10 protein-coding genes and 1 rRNA gene are annotated in these 16,199 nt (G+C 59.5%); 2 read left to right on the forward strand and 9 right to left on the reverse strand.

Going from position 1 to position 16,199, the window contains the following annotated elements; all coding sequences use genetic code 11:
• The first annotated feature begins 26 nt into the window (after window positions 1-26).
• A complete protein-coding gene (locus tag TU81_RS23320) occupies window positions 27-371 on the forward strand; it encodes a cupin domain-containing protein (RefSeq protein ID WP_007900627.1) in 345 nt (114 codons plus the stop codon).
• A gap of 137 nt (window positions 372-508) precedes the next feature.
• Here the strand turns inward: TU81_RS23320 and mmsB are convergent, their stop codons facing one another.
• Window positions 509-1,396 (reverse strand): 3-hydroxyisobutyrate dehydrogenase, encoded by an 888-nt coding sequence (mmsB, locus tag TU81_RS23325; RefSeq protein WP_038978847.1) that lies wholly within the window; start codon window positions 1,394-1,396, stop codon window positions 509-511.
• Window positions 1,397-1,406: 10 nt separating this feature from the next.
• The gene (locus TU81_RS23330; RefSeq protein ID WP_038978846.1) at window positions 1,407-2,924 is read right to left on the reverse strand and encodes a CoA-acylating methylmalonate-semialdehyde dehydrogenase; all 1,518 of its coding nucleotides are present in this window, start codon (window positions 2,922-2,924) and stop codon (window positions 1,407-1,409) included.
• Between the two features lie 161 nt (window positions 2,925-3,085).
• Here TU81_RS23330 and TU81_RS23335 point away from each other — a divergent pair, with 161 nt between their 5' ends.
• On the forward strand, window positions 3,086-4,033 hold the full coding sequence (locus TU81_RS23335) for a LysR family transcriptional regulator (RefSeq protein ID WP_048396683.1): 948 nt from the start codon (window positions 3,086-3,088) through the stop codon (window positions 4,031-4,033).
• Here TU81_RS23335 and TU81_RS23340 read toward each other — a convergent pair.
• The 7 genes from TU81_RS23340 to rrf form a co-directional block, all read right to left on the reverse strand.
• Entirely contained in the window at window positions 4,030-4,533 is a 504-nt protein-coding gene (locus tag TU81_RS23340) for an OmpA family protein (RefSeq protein WP_048396684.1), read from the reverse strand. The genes TU81_RS23335 and TU81_RS23340 overlap by 4 nt on opposite strands.
• Before the next feature lie 5 nt (window positions 4,534-4,538).
• Complete coding sequence (locus tag TU81_RS23345; protein ID WP_048396687.1) at window positions 4,539-5,807, reverse strand: diguanylate cyclase domain-containing protein; 1,269 nt, start codon at window positions 5,805-5,807, stop codon at window positions 4,539-4,541.
• Window positions 5,804-6,379, reverse strand: a complete 576-nt coding sequence (locus TU81_RS23350; protein ID WP_038978839.1) for a YfiR family protein — start codon at window positions 6,377-6,379, stop codon at window positions 5,804-5,806. Before TU81_RS23350 ends, TU81_RS23345 begins: the two co-directional genes overlap by 4 nt.
• A gap of 104 nt (window positions 6,380-6,483) precedes the next feature.
• On the reverse strand, window positions 6,484-8,592 hold the full coding sequence (recD, locus tag TU81_RS23355) for an exodeoxyribonuclease V subunit alpha (RefSeq protein ID WP_048396689.1): 2,109 nt from the start codon (window positions 8,590-8,592) through the stop codon (window positions 6,484-6,486).
• Window positions 8,589-12,278 carry an exodeoxyribonuclease V subunit beta gene (gene recB, locus TU81_RS23360; RefSeq protein WP_048396690.1) on the reverse strand — a complete coding sequence of 1,230 codons (3,690 nt, stop codon included), beginning with the start codon at window positions 12,276-12,278 and terminating at the stop codon, window positions 8,589-8,591. The genes recD and recB overlap by 4 nt, the downstream gene beginning before the upstream one ends.
• Entirely contained in the window at window positions 12,275-15,727 is a 3,453-nt protein-coding gene (gene recC, locus TU81_RS23365) for an exodeoxyribonuclease V subunit gamma (protein WP_048396692.1), read from the reverse strand. Before recC ends, recB begins: the two co-directional genes overlap by 4 nt.
• A gap of 156 nt (window positions 15,728-15,883) precedes the next feature.
• Window positions 15,884-15,999, reverse strand: a 5S ribosomal RNA gene (gene rrf / locus TU81_RS23370).
• Window positions 16,000-16,199 lie beyond the last annotated feature (200 nt).

Consider the following 16,199-nt stretch of genomic DNA (forward strand, 5'->3'; position numbering starts at 1 on the left):
TCTTGAACCCACTGCCCGGAGTCATCATGACCGCACCGATTACCGTCCTTCGCGATACCCATCCGCTGCCAGTACTCGACGCCTGCAAATGGGAAAAACTCGAAGGCGACCCGCACACCGTCAACCTCAACGCGTACACCAGCGAAGATGGCAGCAAGATCATGGGCACCTGGATCTGCACGCCGGGCAAGTGGTACGTGGAATACGTGAAGTGGGAATACTGCCACTTCCAGGAAGGCTACTGCATCATCACCCCGGAAGGCATGGCGCCAATCCACCTGCGCGCCGGTGACATTTTCGTCATCGAGCCAGGGATGAAAGGTACATGGGAAGTGGTTGAGACCGTGCGTAAGTATTTCGTATTTGCCTGATAAAGCAAAAGATCGCAGCCTTCGGCAGCTCCTACAGGGTGTACACATTCCCATGTAGGAGCTGCCGAAGGCTGCGATCTTTTTTCAGCCAATAAAAAACCGGGGATCTGCCCGACGCAGATCCGCGGAAAAACCTCTTACTGCGGTTTGCGATAGCTGTTGATAATCGCCGAGAAGTCCTTACCCCCTTCCCCACGCTGACTCATCGCCTGATACAACTGTTGCGCCACCGCGCCGAGCACCACCGGTTGGTGCGCCTGACGTGCCGCCTCAGTGGCCAGCCCCAGATCCTTGAGCATCAGTTCGGCACCGAAACCGCCGGTGTATCCGCGTGAAGCTGGCGCCGTTTCGACGATGCCCGGCCATGGGTTGTACATCTCCGAACTCCAGCAGCGCCCGGTGGAACTGTTGATGATTCCCGCCAGCACCGTCGTGTCGATTCCCAGCGCATCGCCCAAAGCCATGGCCTCGCTGACGCCGACCATGGAAATCGCCAGCAGCAGGTTATTGCAGATTTTGGCGATTTGCCCGGTGCCGACTTCGCCACAGTGGACGATGTTACGGCCCATCTGCGCCAGCACCGGTTGCAGGGTTGCGAACAACTCAGGCGTGGCGCCGACCATGAAAGTCAGCGTCCCGGCCGCTGCACCGCCAGTACCGCCGGAGACCGGTGCATCGGCCATCGTCACGCCTTGTTTGGCAGCCGCCGCGGCAACATCGCGCGCCGTCTGCGGATCGATGGTGCTGCAATCCACTGCGGGCACGCCCTTGGCGATCCCCGCCAGCACGCCGTCTTCGCCCAGCCAGACGCTGCGCACATGCACAGCGGCTGGCAGCATGGTGATCACCAGCTCTGCATCTTGAGCCGCTTCACGTGCCGAAGCGCTGATGCTGCCGCCCAGTTGCTCGAGCTCTGCCAGCACAGCTTTGTTCAGGTCGACCAGGCGCAGTGAATGGCCGGCCTTGATCAGGTTGCGCGCCATTGGCGCACCCATGTTGCCGAGACCGATAAAAGCGATTTTCATGTCCGGCTCCTTAACGCAAGTGGATGGTGGTGTTCACACCGTCGTTGACGCTGTCATCGTCGAACCAGCGCGCAGTGACGGTCTTGGTTTGAGTGTAGAACTGCACCACTTGCTTGCCATACGGACCGAGGTCGCCGAGCTTCGAACCGCGGGAACCGGTGAAGCTGAAGAACGGTACTGGCACCGGAATCGGGATGTTGATGCCGACCTGACCGACGTCGATTTCCGTCTGGAATTTGCGCGCCGCCGCACCGCTCTGGGTGAACAAACCCGTGCCGTTGCCGAATGGGTTGGCGTTGACCAGTGCGATGGCTTCATCGAGGGTATCGACTTCCAGCACCACCAGCACGGGGCCGAAGATTTCCTGGGTGTAGATCTGCATATCGGGTTTCACACCGGAGAACAGGGTCGGGCCGACAAAGTTGCCTTTTTCGAAGCCTGGAACGGTAACGTCGCGACCATCCAGTTCAAGCTTGGCGCCTTCCTTGATGCCGCTTTCGATCAGATCGAGAATCCGTGCCTTGGCACGTTTGGAAATCACCGGACCAACATCAGTGCCCGGCTCGCTGCCGGCATTCACTTTAAGTTTCTGTGCCAGTGCTTTCAGGTCTGGCAGCCATTGCTTGGCCGCGCCCACCAGCACCACCACGGACGTGGCCATGCAGCGTTGCCCGGCGGCACCGAAACCAGCCCCCACCAGCGCATTGAGCGCTTGTACGCGATTGGCATCCGGCAGCACCACGGCGTGGTTCTTGGCGCCCATCATCGATTGCACACGCTTGCCGTGTTTGCCGGCCAGGTCGTAGACGTGAGTACCGACTGCGGTCGAACCGACGAACGAAACAGCCTTGATGTCCTTGTGGGTGCAAAGCGCATCCACCACATCCTTGCCGCCATGAACGACGTTGAGCACACCCGGCGGAATGCCGGCTTCGATGGCCAGTTCCACCAGCAGCATGGTCGACATCGGGTCCTGCTCGGACGGTTTGAGCACGAAGGTGTTGCCGCAGGCGATCGCCATCGGGAACATCCACAGCGGAATCATCGCCGGGAAGTTGAATGGGGTAATGCCGGCACAGACGCCGATTGGCTGACGCAGAGTATAGGTGTCGACACCGCCAGCGACGTTCTCGGCGAACTCGCCCATTTGCAGGCTGCCAATGGAGCAGGCGTGTTCGACCACCTCCAGGCCGCGGAAGATATCGCCTTCAGCGTCGGCGATGGTTTTGCCCTGCTCGTTGCTGAGCACCACGGCAATGCGTTTGGAATGTTCGCGAATCAACGCCTGAAGCTTGAGCATGATGCGCATCCGCGCGCCGATCGGCGTCAGCTTCCAGGTCTGGAAGGCGCGATGGGCGGCGCTAATGGCGGCATCCACTTCGGCGGCCGTGGCGAATGGGACTTTAGCCAATACTTGTTGGGTCGCCGGGTTGACGATGTCGTGCCATTCGGTGGTCTGGGATTCGACCCACTCGCCATCGATCAACAACTTGACCTTTTGCACGGTGGTTTCTAGCGATGCGTTCATATTGGTCTCCGGACGTTGTTCTTATGTAGAGAGCTATCTTTGGAGCCAAGGCGAGAAAGTCGCCTTGCGATGAGGCGTGTGTCGCGAATTGGTTGTCGGACTGTTTTTGGAGTATAGATGTGCAAACTTCTAATAAGAACGCACATAAAAGCCGGTCCATCATGCAAAAAAACATCACATCTTTAGGCTCATTGAACTGGGATGACCTCAAGTTTTTCCTCGAGGTTGCCCGCACCCGCAAGGCCAGCACCGCAGCCAAGCGCCTGGCGGTGGACTACACCACCGTGTCGCGACGCATCAGTTCGCTGGAAGCGGCGCTGGGCACTTTGCTGTTCGAGAAATCCCGGACCAGCGGCTTCGTCCTGACTGCCGAGGGCCAGCGGCTGCTGGGTTACGCCGAATCGATCGAAAGCACTCTGCACATGGCCTGCGAACAAGTTTCAGGCTCCGGCGTGGCGTTGTCCGGGCATGTGCGCATGGGTTGCACCGAAGGGTTCGGCAGCTTTTTCATCACCCCACAGCTGAGCCATTTCGTCGACGCCTACCCGGCGATCTCGGTGGACATCCTGCCGCTGCCGCACTTCATCAGCCTGTCCAAGCGCGAGGCAGACATCGTCATCGCGCTGGAGCGGCCGGAACACGGCCCGTATGTCTGCTGCAAACTCTGCGATTACAAATTGCAGCTGTATGCGACCCAGGATTATCTGGACAAGCACCCACCGATCCGCCGCCCGGCAGACTTGGGCAAGCATCAATTCATCAGTTATGTAGACGATCTGGCTTTCAGCTCGGAGCTGCTGTACCTGGCAAATGTGTTGCCCGGTGCCAGTGCCAATCTGCGCAGCACCAGTGTGATCGCGCAGTTCGTGGCGGCGCAGCAGGGACGGTCATTGGCGATTCTGCCGTGCTTCCTGGCGGCTCAGGACCCGCGATTGCTGCCGGTGTTGCCGCAAGAGATCACCATTACCCGGCAGTTCTGGATGTACTGTCGGGAGGACCTGCGCAAGCTCAAGCGGATTACGTTGTTGTGGGATTACATCCGTGCCGTCACCGAGAAGAATCAAGCGCTGTTGATGGGGGAAAATCAGGAGATGTTGTTCGCCGACTAATCCGCGCTCACCACGATCGACACCCGACGGTTCTCGGTGCGTCCGACCGTGGTGTCGTTGGAAGCGACGGGCTTGCTGCTGCCCAGGCCGCGCAATTGGATGTTTTCTTCTTTCATGCCGACGGCGGCCAAAACCTTGCCAACGCTTTTCGCGCGACGCAGGGAAAGCTGTTCGTTATAGGACTCTTGGCCCGAAGCATCGGTGTGGCCGTCGACCCTCACCCGTTCGATTACCACACTCAATAACGCCTTGCCAATGCGCTCGACGATCTCGGTACTGGCTGGGTTTAAGCTCTCGACGTCACTGCTGAACAGCACTTTGTCCGACAGACCATAGGCCCAGCCGTCGTCAGTCATTTCGAAACCTTGCTGTTTGAGTACGGCGATCTGCGCCGGGGTCAGGCCTTTTTGCGGTGCCGTCTGGCAACCGGTCAATGCCAGCAAGGCAAGGAACAGGGTGATGGTGAAAAGTCGTAGAGAACGCTGATTGAAGGTGAACACAGAAATTAGCTCCTGGTTTGAACATGGGCGACAGGGAGCTCCGCCCCTGCGGTTTGCTGCGCGCCTCGAGAAAGGCGTTTGGCCTGGTACATCGCGGCGTCGGCAGCATGGAGCAACTCACCCGGTGTGACCCCATGATCGGGGTACACGGCGATGCCGATACTGAGTGAAGTCAACACCTGGATACTGCCCGGCAAGGGGATTGGCGCTTCCATGCTGGCAATGATTTGATTGGCAATCCGTTCGGCGTCTTCGGCCTTGTGCAGGGGTGTGAGCAGGATTGCAAACTCGTCGCCGCCCAGACGCGCGACCAGGTCCTCTTCACGCAGTTGTGCACGAACCCGGGTTGCCACGGCGACCAGCACCGCATCGCCGGCAGCGTGGCCGAAGTTATCGTTGATCTCCTTGAACCGGTCGCTGTCGAGAAACAGCACGGCCACTCGCTCATCGAGCTTGCCGGCATTGCGCAAGGCACGCATCAGGCGGCCTTCGAAAAACGCTCGATTTGGCAGTCCGGTCAGGCTGTCATGACTGGCTTGGTGGGCCAGGGTTTCGTTTTCGTTTTGCAGGTGGGTCTGCCAGGATTCGAGTTCATCGAGCAAGGCATTGAAGTCGTTGCCCAGGTTGTCTAGTTCGGCAATATCGGCGGGCGGCACGCGCTGGTCGAAGGCTCGCTCGCTGCGGGCGGCGTGAGCCACGGCAGCCAGGCTGCGCAAAGGGCCGGTGATCCCCTGCAATTGCCGCCGCGCCAGATAAAGCGCAACCCAGGCACTGACGGCGGTACACAAGACGATCCCCATCAGACCGCTGAGCAAAAAGCGCATCAAGCTGCCACCGTGACCGGTGAGCAAGATGCTGCCGATTACCTGACCTTGATGGACGATCGGCATGCTGATGGGTTTTTCCAGAATCGCCCGGGCGATCTGCACTTCAAGATCGGAGAGCAGCCCCGTTTCCGGTCGCTGCCAACGTGCAAGTAACTCGCCTTGCTCGTCCATCACCTGTGCATCGGCCACTTCTTCGGTGGACGCGATCAATGCCAGCGCCTCAGTGGCGGCGGCCTTATCGTTGAACACCACCGCGGCTTCCACGGTGTAATTGATTGAACGGGCGATCAGATGCAGGTTGTGATCAGCATAAACCCGCAAGGCCAGAACCCCCAGCAGGGTCAACGAAACACTGGCCATGGCCACGCCCACCAGGGCGACGATCAAATGTCCACGGCCGATAACCGAACCCAGGGTCGGACGGGTACCTGATTTGAATAGATTCATGGTGCCGCCGGCTTGCGACGCGACAGTTGCAGCACACTGGGATGAATGCGCACACCGCTGCGGGCGACCGAGTCGAGGTTGACCTCGAAGGACACCTGTTCATCGCCGACCCGCAGACAGAACAGACTGCCGACGGTGCATTGATCGCCGCCTTCGCTGATGCTCACCACCGGGCGTCCTGTCAGCGAGGCGAACAATCGACTGCGTTCGTCGCTGGTCAGCTTGCCGATGTACGCCGCGTCGCATTCACCGGCAATGGCCGGGTTGTCGGCCAAAAGCCGTCGCACGGTAACCGGCCGACCAGTGGCCTGGGTAGTGCCCTTGACCAGGTCGTCGGTGTACTCGGTAGGGCCGACCACGCACAGACGCAACTGTTGAGGCTCAACAGGCCACCGCGCATAACTGAGAATCCCGAGCACAACCTGAGTGACCGATCTCGCGCGCTGGTCGGCCTTGTTCACGTCGGATTCCGGCTGAGCGAAGGCAACGCCCGTCAACAAACAGAGAAGACCGACAAGCAGCACTTGCTTGCAGCCAACAACGCGTTCTGTCGCCCAGACAGCCACCTTCATGCAGGGATTCTCTTCGATCGAAACGAAATGATGCCGCAACGATAGCACAGCACCGAAACACCAGCGAGGCCACGTACCACGGCACTTCGGACAGATTCCGCCGTTCAGTGACCCGGCTCGATACCCTCTTCCAGCTCCAGCATCAACCCGCTCAAGCGCTTGACCTTGCGCCGCACGGCCTCTTCGAATACGCCGGCGCGAGGCTCAATCAGGGTGAACCAGTGTTTGGCCCGGGTTATTCCGGTATAGATCAGTTCCTTGGTGAGCACAGGGTTCAGGGCATCCGGCAGAATCAATGCCGTATGGGCAAATTCCGAGCCCTGGGATTTGTGTACGGTCATGGCGTACACGGTGTCGACATCGTTGAGTCGACTTGGCAGGACAAAGCGCACACCGCCCTGACCATCGTTGCGCGGGAAGGCCACACGCAACACTTGCCGTCCAGCATCGGGCCCCTCACGCTCCGGCAGTTTGAGGGCGATGCCAATATCGCCGTTCATCAAACCCAGGCCATAGTCGTTGCGGGTCATCAGCACGGGCCGACCTTCGTACCACTGGTGGTCGCTGTCGATCAGCCGAGCCTTGAGCAGCGCGTCGGTCACTCGCTGATTCAAGCCTTCCACCCCCCAAGGCCCTTTGCGTACAGCGCACAATAGCTGGAAGGCGTCGAACGCTTGCAGCACCACACGAGCCCAATCGGCCCAGCGTGAATCGTCGAGCGGGCTGTCGAGCGGTGGCCGCTGATTGCGCAAAAGACTCAGGTAATGCCGATAACCTTGCGGCCCCTCGCCATGACCTTCGAGCAACAACCGCTCCAGCGCCCGGTCCTGCTCACCCTTGAGAGGCAGGGAAAATACGTCGCCATGGCTTCCAGCCGCCAATAACTTGCGGGCTTCCTCAGGTTGCTGCTGGTTGACCCAACGGGCCAACTGACCGATGCCGCTGCCCTCGCCGAAGCGCCGTGAGTGACGCAGCATCACGACCTGCTGAGCCAGGGGATGCGCTCCGTTGATGTCTTCGTGCAAGCCGCTGCTACGGAGGTTTTCACCGCTGACTGCCTCCAGCCACTGGCGTGTCTGCGGGCTGTACCAACCAGCTTCGGCATCGCGGCACAGATCGCCCAAGACGGCACCGGCCTCTACCGACGCCAGTTGATCCTTGTCACCGAGCAGCACCAGACGAGCATGGGCCGGCAATGCGTCGAGCAGATTGGCCATCATTTCCAGGTCGATCATCGAGGCTTCGTCCACCACCAATACATCCAGCGGCAAGCGATTGCCGGCGTGGTGCCGGAAATGCCGGGTGCCGGGACGACTGCCGAGCAAACGGTGCACGGTGGTCACATCCGACGGGATCTTCTCCCGCACCGTTTCAGCAACTTCCAGGGTTTGAACCTGTTGGCTGATGGACTCGGTCAATCGTGCGGCAGCTTTGCCAGTGGGTGCCGCGAGACGAATGCGCAGCGGTTTGCCAGCCTCAATCGCGGGTGCCTGGAGCAATGCGAGCAAGCGCACGACCGTGGTGGTTTTGCCAGTTCCCGGGCCGCCGGTGACGATGCTGAATGCGCTGCGGGTGGCCAGGGCGCAAGCGAGCTTCTGCCAGTCGATCACTTCATCAGGCCTGGCTGGACCGAACAGGCCAGTCAGGCGCTGGGGCAAATCACTCGGTGTTGTTTCGTGTGCAGCCAGGCGCTGACGCAGGGCGTTATCGATGCGCCGTTCGTAAGCCCAGTAGCGGCGCAAGTACAGGCGTTTACCCGACAGCACCAACGGCCGGTGCTGCGCGGCCTGACGCCCGTCGACGGCCAGAGCCACCAGGCGGCTGGACGCCAGGACCTTGCACCAATGAGCACCGTCCAGCGCCTCAAGCAGTTGTGACGGCAGCAACATCGCGCCACTTTGCAGATCACCTTCCGGCGGCAGCGACAAAGCGAAGTCCGGCTCTTTCAGCGTTTCGAACAGATCCAGGCAAACATGGCCGTGACCCAACTGGTGACTGGTCAACGCGGCGGCCAGCAACACCAATGGATCGTCGTCGGGGGCGAGTTCGTGGAGAAAGGCGACGAAGGCCTTGTCCAGCGCCCGTAGCCAACCGCGTTCGACCCAACGCGTGAGCAGCAGCAACAAGTCATCTGCGCGACTCAGGGGGGCCAGGTCCGACAGACTTTCGGCCGCCAATGGCGTGGGCAGCAAATCGGCGAAGGTGCGAGTCATAGCAGTACTCCCTGTTCCCAGGCGGGTTCGGCCTTGGGCTCTGGCTTGCCCTGGAACAACCGGTCCAGACGCTCGATCAGCTCCCGTGGCGGACGGGCGAAATACACGCCCTGGCTGGTCGCGCGAGTACCGCGAAGGAACAGGTACAACGCCCCACCGACATGCCGGTCGTAATCGTAATCGACCAGCCGCGCCTTGAGCTGGCGATGCAGGGCGAGCAGGTACAACACATATTGCAGGTCGTAACGGTTATCGAGAATCGACTGCTCCATGGCCGGCTCGGTATAGGCCGCATCATCGATGCCCAGCCAGTTGGATTTGTAGTCGGCGACGTAATAACGACCGTCGTGCTCGAACGTCAGGTCGATGAAGCCTTTGAACATGCCATTGAGCAGCACCGGTTCGGCGGCCACCCTGGCCACGCCGTTGTGGGTGTATTGGCGCACCAGTTCATCGAGTTTGAGCACATCGACTTTGTGACTGGCGAACCAGAATTCCATCTCGACCCGGTACTGGGTCAGTTGCTCGAACACTACCGGTGCCTGCCCGCCGCCGATGTGCAGCGGGGATTTGAGCAAGTGCTGTAGCCAGTCGCTCAACGTCGTGATCCAGCCTTCCCAGCCTCGGCGATTGCAGCGACGGGCGATGGCGTCTTCCACAGCTAGTGGTGCAGCGGCAAAACCTTCGTCACCGGCCCACTCAAGCAATCCATGGAGAAAAGTGCCGGGATTCGGCCCGCGAGGGAATCGATGGATATCAGCCCCGCCAGCATTCACTTCTCGCGGCGCTTGCGGATCGAGACGTTCGTCGTCAAAAAGCTTTTGTGCTTGCGGGCTCTCCGGCGCTTCGTCACTGCCCACGCTCAGACTGTCGCCAATGCGCAAGGCGCTGTAAGAGGCAATCCACCAGTTTTCGCTGGCCTTGCGCTTGGGTATCAGCGGCGCAAGCAAGGTCGCTTCATTGCGAGGCGGATGGTAATGCTCGGCGCTCGCATCAGGCATCTCACCGTAGTTCAGGGCCGGGCAGTCCTGCTGCAAATCTTCCAGCCAACGCCGCAACCCTGCCGACTCAGCCAATGGCGCACCGCCGCCCAGCAGATAACCCAACGCTGAAAGGTGCAACGTCGAACCGTTGTTATTGCCGCGCTTGAGGTCAGTCACACCGAGCCAGCAGGCATGTTGTGCCCGGGTCAGGGCGACATAGAGCAGCCGAAGATCCTCGGCCAAGCGCTCATCATCGGCCTGGGCGACCAACTCCGGCGTCGGCTTCAAACTCACTTGAGCCTTGCCCGTCGCGTCGTGGTAATACAATGGTAAACGGCTGCCATCCACCGGTTTTGCCGAGCAAATGAACGGCAGAAACACCAACGGATATTCAAGCCCTTTGGATTTGTGGATGGTCACAACCTTGACCAGTTGCTCGTCGCTTTCCAGGCGCAGGATTTGTTCTTCGCCAGCCTGACCGGACAATGCCAGATGCTCGGACAAGTGACGGATCAAGGCTTGCTCGCCATCAAGCTCAGCGGCTGCTTGCTGCAGCAGCTCGGACAGGTGCAGCAGGTTGGTCAGCACCCGCTCACCATCGTTGCGCGCGATCAACGCTTGGGGCAGTTGGAAGTCGTGCAGCAAACGTCGCAGCATTGGCAGCACACCCTGCTTGCGCCAGAGCTCGCGATAACTGCGGAACTGCATGACCCGTGCTTCCCAGGCCAGTTCGTCCTGATTCAGCCGCTCCAGCTCAGCCAGCGAAAGGTTCAGTGTGATGCAGGCAAGAGCGGCACGGAGGGGACGCTCGACATCCGGCTCGGCACACGCTTTGAGCCAGGTCAGCAGGTCATGGGCTTCCTGGGCGGCGAACACGGAGTCCTTGTCTGACAGGTAAACACTGCGCACGCCGCGGGCCGAAAGTTCGCCACGCACGGCCTGTGCCTCTTTGCCGTCGCGCACCAGAATCGCGATATCCGCCGGCAGCAAACCTCTGAAGTCCTTACCGTCCTGGATGAAACCCGCACAGCCTTGTTGACCACCATTGAGCAGCGCGGTGATTTCACTGGCGCAGGCGGCGGCCAATTGTTGTCGATACACCGCGCCAGACAGTGGCTGATCGGCGGACAGATGCCAAATGTTCAGGGCAGGTACAACCTGACCATCAATCTGCAGGACTTCTTTGCGCCCTTGGGATTCTACGGGCAGGAAAGGTACTGGATTCTCGCCATTTTTCTCACGAAACAGGAATGCTCCGCGCCCCTGCTCACGAGATTCGGCGCGCTCGAACACATGGTTCACCGCACTGACCATGCCATGACTGGAGCGGAAGTTGGTGCCCAGGGTATGCAGTCGGCCAGTGGTGGCCTGGCGAGCGCGCAGGTAGGTATAGATGTCGGCTCCGCGGAAGGCATAGATCGCCTGCTTCGGGTCACCGATCAGAAACAGACCGGTTTCAGGATTGTTGTCTTCGATGCGATAAATGCTCTCGAAGATTCGATACTGCACCGGGTCGGTGTCCTGGAATTCGTCGATCAACGCGACCGGGAATTGCTCGCGGATCAGTGTTGCCAGGCGCTCACCGCCTTCGGACTGCAAAGCTGCATCGAGGCGCAGCAGCATGTCATCGAAGCCCATTTCCGCGCGACGACGCTTTTCTTCTTCGAACCGCGCACCGACCCAGTGAGCCGCGTGTTGCAGCACCGCGGCATCAGGGGTCGGCAAACCATCGAGACTGGTCTTGAGACCGGGCATTGCATCGAGACCGGGATGACGGGGAGCTTCACCCTTCCAGGCTTCAGCCATGCCATCGGGAGTCAGACGAGTGAAGCCGGTGCCAATGTCCAGTTGCTCGAGAGATTCGTCTTCGGCCCAGGCCCGAAGTTTCTCGAACCAGGGTTCGAAGTAGCGCGGCTGCATCTTGCGGCCATCAACACTCTTGCTCGCAACGCCCTGGTGACAGATGGCAAGCAACTCATCCGCCCATTGGCGCCAGGGCATCTTGAGTTCGAGCAAGGCGGCCCGTCGCTCCTGCAGGCACTCGGCAATCAACTCGGCAGGTTCTTTACCTTCAACGCTGTCACGCTCGCTGGCGAACAACCCTCGCACTCGAGGCAGCAACGCCGCCGGGCCGCCCCAATTGCCGCGAACCCAGTTCAACGCATCGCCTTGCATCGGATAGCAGAACAGTCGCCAGTAGTCGCGCAGGACTTCGCCGAGCAAATCGCTGTGATCGGTTTCCAGAGTCTGGGTGAACAGGCTGCCACTGTCGAACGCATGTTCGCGCAACATACGCTGGCACCAACTGTGGATGGTCGATACCGCCGCTTCATCCATCCACTGGGCGGCGATGTCCAGGCGGTTTGCACAGCCGGACCACTGTTCGGGGAGGTACTGCTCGCGCAACTCGGCAATGAGGCCATCCGGAGCCGGTGTCTCATCGCGGAAAAACCGTGCGGCTTCAGCCAGCCGTGTGCGAATACGTTCGCGCAGCTCTTTGGTCGCGGCATCGGTGAAGGTCACCACGAGGATTTGCGGTGGCAGCAATTCACGACCAAAACCACTCGACTCGCCGCCGTGGCCAAGGACCAGACGCAAGTACAGCGCAGAAATAGTGAAGGTCTTGCCGGTCCCGGCGCTGGCCTCAATCAGTTGGCTGCCACGCAGAGGGAATGCCAGGGCCAGTGGTGTTTTCGTGGTCATGAGCGCGCCTCCTCGCTGGTCGATGAACGCCAGGAGGCCTCAAACAGCGGCCGATACAAAGCGTTGCACCAATCGGGGAAGGTCTCGTCGGCAATCAGTGCATCGTAATCGGCGTATTGCCGAGTGAGCGCCGGGCTTTCGCGGCGCTCGCCGTCAGTGTTCTGGCTGTCGCCTTCATAGGCCTTGCTGGCAGCGGCGCCAGCTTTGCTCGGGTCGGTTTGAGCGAGCCAGGCGAACGCCGTTTTTACTGCAATCGGCAGCGGCTGGCGCATGCCCGTTTGCCAGGCCAACAACAGATCGCCCAGAATCCGGGATGCTGTCGCCTCCTCCATCGGACCGAGCAGCAAACTGTCGTCGCTGGCCACCAACGCAGTTGTCATCGGCATGCCGCTGGCACAGGCCACCAGGTGATTGACCCACGGTCGCGTCAGGCGATGCCATTTGCGCGCCTTGATCGAACCGATGCTGTTGGGAATCGTAGTCACCGACAACAACCCGCCATCTGCGCGTTGATGCAGGCCACTGAGCCAGCCCTCCAGACGCAATCCTTGTAGTTCCAGACTCACCGGTAACGCGCTGGTGAGCGGGGTCGGCCATAACGCCAGAAGTTGCTGATAGCGCAGCAGCAGATCCGGCAGTGGCTCGATCAACTCTCGCTGAAGACATTCACCAAAACCGGCCATGGGCAAGAGCCCGCTGTTTTGCAGGCGCTTTGCCTGCGCCTCCAGTACCTGATCGGTTTGGTCCAATTGCCCTAGCGCCGCTTCGAGCAAACTGTCGCTGAGGCTATAGCGTTGCAGCGCATCGAGGACGAATGGCTCTTCATCTGCCAAAGGCACTTCGGCAGCCTCAAAGAACACTTTGAGCCGCTGACTGAAGAAATGTCGTACAGGGTTGCGCAGAAAATCCTGCAGCTGACCCAGGCTCAGCGGTTCGTCCTGGACGTAGGGTTCAAGCACTTCGATATCAGTCGCCAGATCACTGGCTTGATGAAGAACCTGCCACTCGCTGGCGTAGCTGAATAGTTCATCGCCCTCATGAAAGTAGCGAGCGCTAAAAGGTTGCAGCGGGTGTTCCTGGGTCATGGATTCAAGCAGGTCATCATTGTCATCGTGCAATCGCCAGCCGCTGCCGAGATGGTCACGCAACTGCCCTATCAACACCGAAGCAGGGCGCTCGCTGTTGTCCCGAATACTGCGGCCGACCCAGCTGATATAGAGTTGGTCGCGCGCGGACAACAATGCTTCCAGCAACAGATAGCGATCATCCTCGCGTCGGGAACGATCGCCGGGACGGTAGTCACTGCCCATCAGGTCGAAATCCAGCGGCGGCTGCGCGCGAGGGTAATCACCGTCATTCATGCCAAGCAGGCAGACCAGTTTGAAGGGGATCGCTCGCATGGGCATCAAGGTACAAAAGTTAACGGCCCCGGCGAGGAAACGCTGAGACAGGCGACCTTGGTCGAGACCCGCCAGCCAGGCTTCCCGGACGACGGTAAGAGGTAACTCGTCTTGCAAACCTACGGATTCGCAGGTTTCAAGCCAGGTCTCGCGAAGCTCTTCGAGTTGGGCCAACAAATAGTCGTCATGCTCGTTGCTGGCCAGGAAGAATAGCTGCACCAAAGCTTGCAACCGCGAGCCCCATTGTTTGGGCGCTGCAGGTTGAGTGAGTTCCTGGTGGGCAATTTCCAGTGCATCCAGCAGTGCGACCAAAGGACCTATGAGCGCGGCATCCAGACCACCGATTTCATCGTAGGGTTCGATACCCTCACAGGCACTGGCGCTGCCCACGGCATAACCCAGCAGCATCCGTCGCAGACCGAAACGCCAACTGTTTTGCTCCAGCTCTTCAGGCAGGCCCAGACCCGCGCGCTGCTCGGCGTTCATCCCCCAGCGGATACCTGCGCCTTCAATCCAGCGATGCAAGGTAGGCAGGTCGCGCTCCTCTACGCCAAACCGAGCGCGTAATGCCGGAACGTCCAACAGATCTAGGATTTCGCTGACGGGGAAGCGACTGTCGGGCAGTTTGAGCAGATGCTCGACAGCGATCAAGAGCGGATCCCGGCCGCGCTGGCCTTGATCCGCAAGTGTGAAAGGAATGAAGCGCGGATCAAAGCGATCAAGCTGACCAAAGACAGCACGGATGTGCGGGGCATAACTGTCGATGTCCGGGACCATCACGATCACATCGCGAGGCCTCAGGTCTGGGTCAGCACTGAATCGTGCGAGCAACTGATCGTGGAGTATCTCCACTTCGCGTTGAGCGCTATGGGCGATGTGAAAACGGATCGATTCGTCCTTATTCAGATCGACAGCAGGCCAACGCTCGCGGGTCTCGTTCAGGGGACGCAATTCCAGGATGTCGTGCTGCAACTGATTGAGCATGTTCTGTGGCTGGTTTTCGCTGAAAAGGTCGATACGTCCGTCACGAAATGCCGAGCGATAGCTATTAGGATCGTCGTAGCTGTCGAGCAGATTGATGTAGTCCCGCCCCTGCTTACCCCACGCTGCCAGTAGCGGGTGGGCATGCTGATGGAGCGTTTGCGAGTCGAGAACAATCGGCATGCCGCTCTTGCGAGCCTGACGCTTGTACTGATGTCGCAACAGATCTTTATCGGCGACGATGTCCGCCCAATGGTGACGACATGGGTTGTGTACGCACAGCAAGACCTGGCTGAATCGAGCAAGCCCGGCAAGCGCTTCCAGGGCTTGAGCAGGTAGTGAAGAAATCCCGAAAACGATCACCCGTGACGGCAATCCGCTGGGCGCTACGTCGAGACTATTGATGCGCTCGATAAAGCGTTGGTGGACGCCTGCACGGCTTTGCGCCATGCCTTGTTCACCGACATCCAGCAACAGCGCACGCCACAGCTCCGCCTGCCAGCAGTTGGCCGGGGTCAGGGCTTTGGCTTCGCCTCTGCCATTTCGTAGCTGATGGCGACCTTCTGCCCAGTCTTCGAGCCAGTCGGCACGGTAGACCTGATATTGGTCAAACAGGTCTGCCAATCGCTCCGCCAATTGATAGCGTTTACGTAAGTCGGTGTCATGGGTAAGAAAGCGCTGCAAGGGTTCAAAGTGCGGTTGGTTGATCAACTGAGGCAGCAGACGCATCAGACGCCAGGTCAGCGGGGCTTTATCGAGCAGGGATTTGACCGGGATTTCGTCACGTCCCAGCACCATGCGATAGAGCTGCCACATGAAGCTGCCCGGCAACTGCACGTCGATGGCAGCGGCGATTCCGCAGCCGCCCATGTCGTCATCTTCAGGGTCTTCGGCCAGTGCCAGCTTCAGCCATTGAGCGATGCCGTTACTCTGTACCAGGGCGATTTCATTTTCCAAGGGAGCTAGCGGGTAGCGTCGCATCCAGCTGACCACCAGGCTGCGCAACTCGTCCAGGCGGTTGCCGTGAACCACCATAAAACCAGCACTGAGGGACGTAGCGTCCGGCATAAAGGCTTCCTTGGGAAAATACAAAAGCTAGGGCCGAACCTTAGCACTGTCATCAGACTGTGACAGCCGGAAGCGGTCCGATAATGCTGTACGAACTTTCCTGCGGGCAAAACAAAACCCCTACCTGCATACGCAGATAGGGGTTTCGGAATTTAATCTTGACGATGACCTACTCTCACATGGGGAAACCCCACACTACCATCGGCGATGCATCGTTTCACTGCTGAGTTCGGGATGGGATCAGGTGGTTCCAATGCTCTATGGTCGTCAAGAAATTCGGTAGCCAGGTCGTTTGCCTTGCGGCTCACGCTCCAGCGAATGGGTATGTGATAGATCTGGTGTTTGGTGAGTGTCACAAACTTTCGGTTCGTTTCGTCTTCACACACCGCAATCTGGTGCCCCTTTTTATTTATAAAGAAGGGTCAGCAAATTGCTTGGGTGTTATATGGTCAAGCCTCACGGGCAATTAGTA

It is taken from the genome of Pseudomonas lini (assembly GCF_001042905.1).
Lineage (GTDB): Bacteria > Pseudomonadota > Gammaproteobacteria > Pseudomonadales > Pseudomonadaceae > Aquipseudomonas > Aquipseudomonas lini.

What these genes read in the sequence shown, in the direction of transcription:
- TU81_RS23320 (WP_007900627.1), top strand. Translation starts at nt 27, where the DNA reads ATGACCGCACCGATTACCGTCCTTCGCGATACCCATCCGCTGCCAGTA.
- mmsB (WP_038978847.1), bottom strand. Translation starts at nt 1,396, where the DNA reads ATGAAAATCGCTTTTATCGGTCTCGGCAACATGGGTGCGCCAATGGCG.
- TU81_RS23330 (WP_038978846.1), bottom strand. Translation starts at nt 2,924, where the DNA reads ATGAACGCATCGCTAGAAACCACCGTGCAAAAGGTCAAGTTGTTGATC.
- TU81_RS23335 (WP_048396683.1), top strand. Translation starts at nt 3,086, where the DNA reads ATGCAAAAAAACATCACATCTTTAGGCTCATTGAACTGGGATGACCTC.
- TU81_RS23345 (WP_048396687.1), bottom strand. Translation starts at nt 5,807, where the DNA reads ATGAATCTATTCAAATCAGGTACCCGTCCGACCCTGGGTTCGGTTATC.
- TU81_RS23350 (WP_038978839.1), bottom strand. Translation starts at nt 6,379, where the DNA reads ATGAAGGTGGCTGTCTGGGCGACAGAACGCGTTGTTGGCTGCAAGCAA.
- recD (WP_048396689.1), bottom strand. Translation starts at nt 8,592, where the DNA reads ATGACTCGCACCTTCGCCGATTTGCTGCCCACGCCATTGGCGGCCGAA.
- recB (WP_048396690.1), bottom strand. Translation starts at nt 12,278, where the DNA reads ATGACCACGAAAACACCACTGGCCCTGGCATTCCCTCTGCGTGGCAGC.
- recC (WP_048396692.1), bottom strand. Translation starts at nt 15,727, where the DNA reads ATGCCGGACGCTACGTCCCTCAGTGCTGGTTTTATGGTGGTTCACGGC.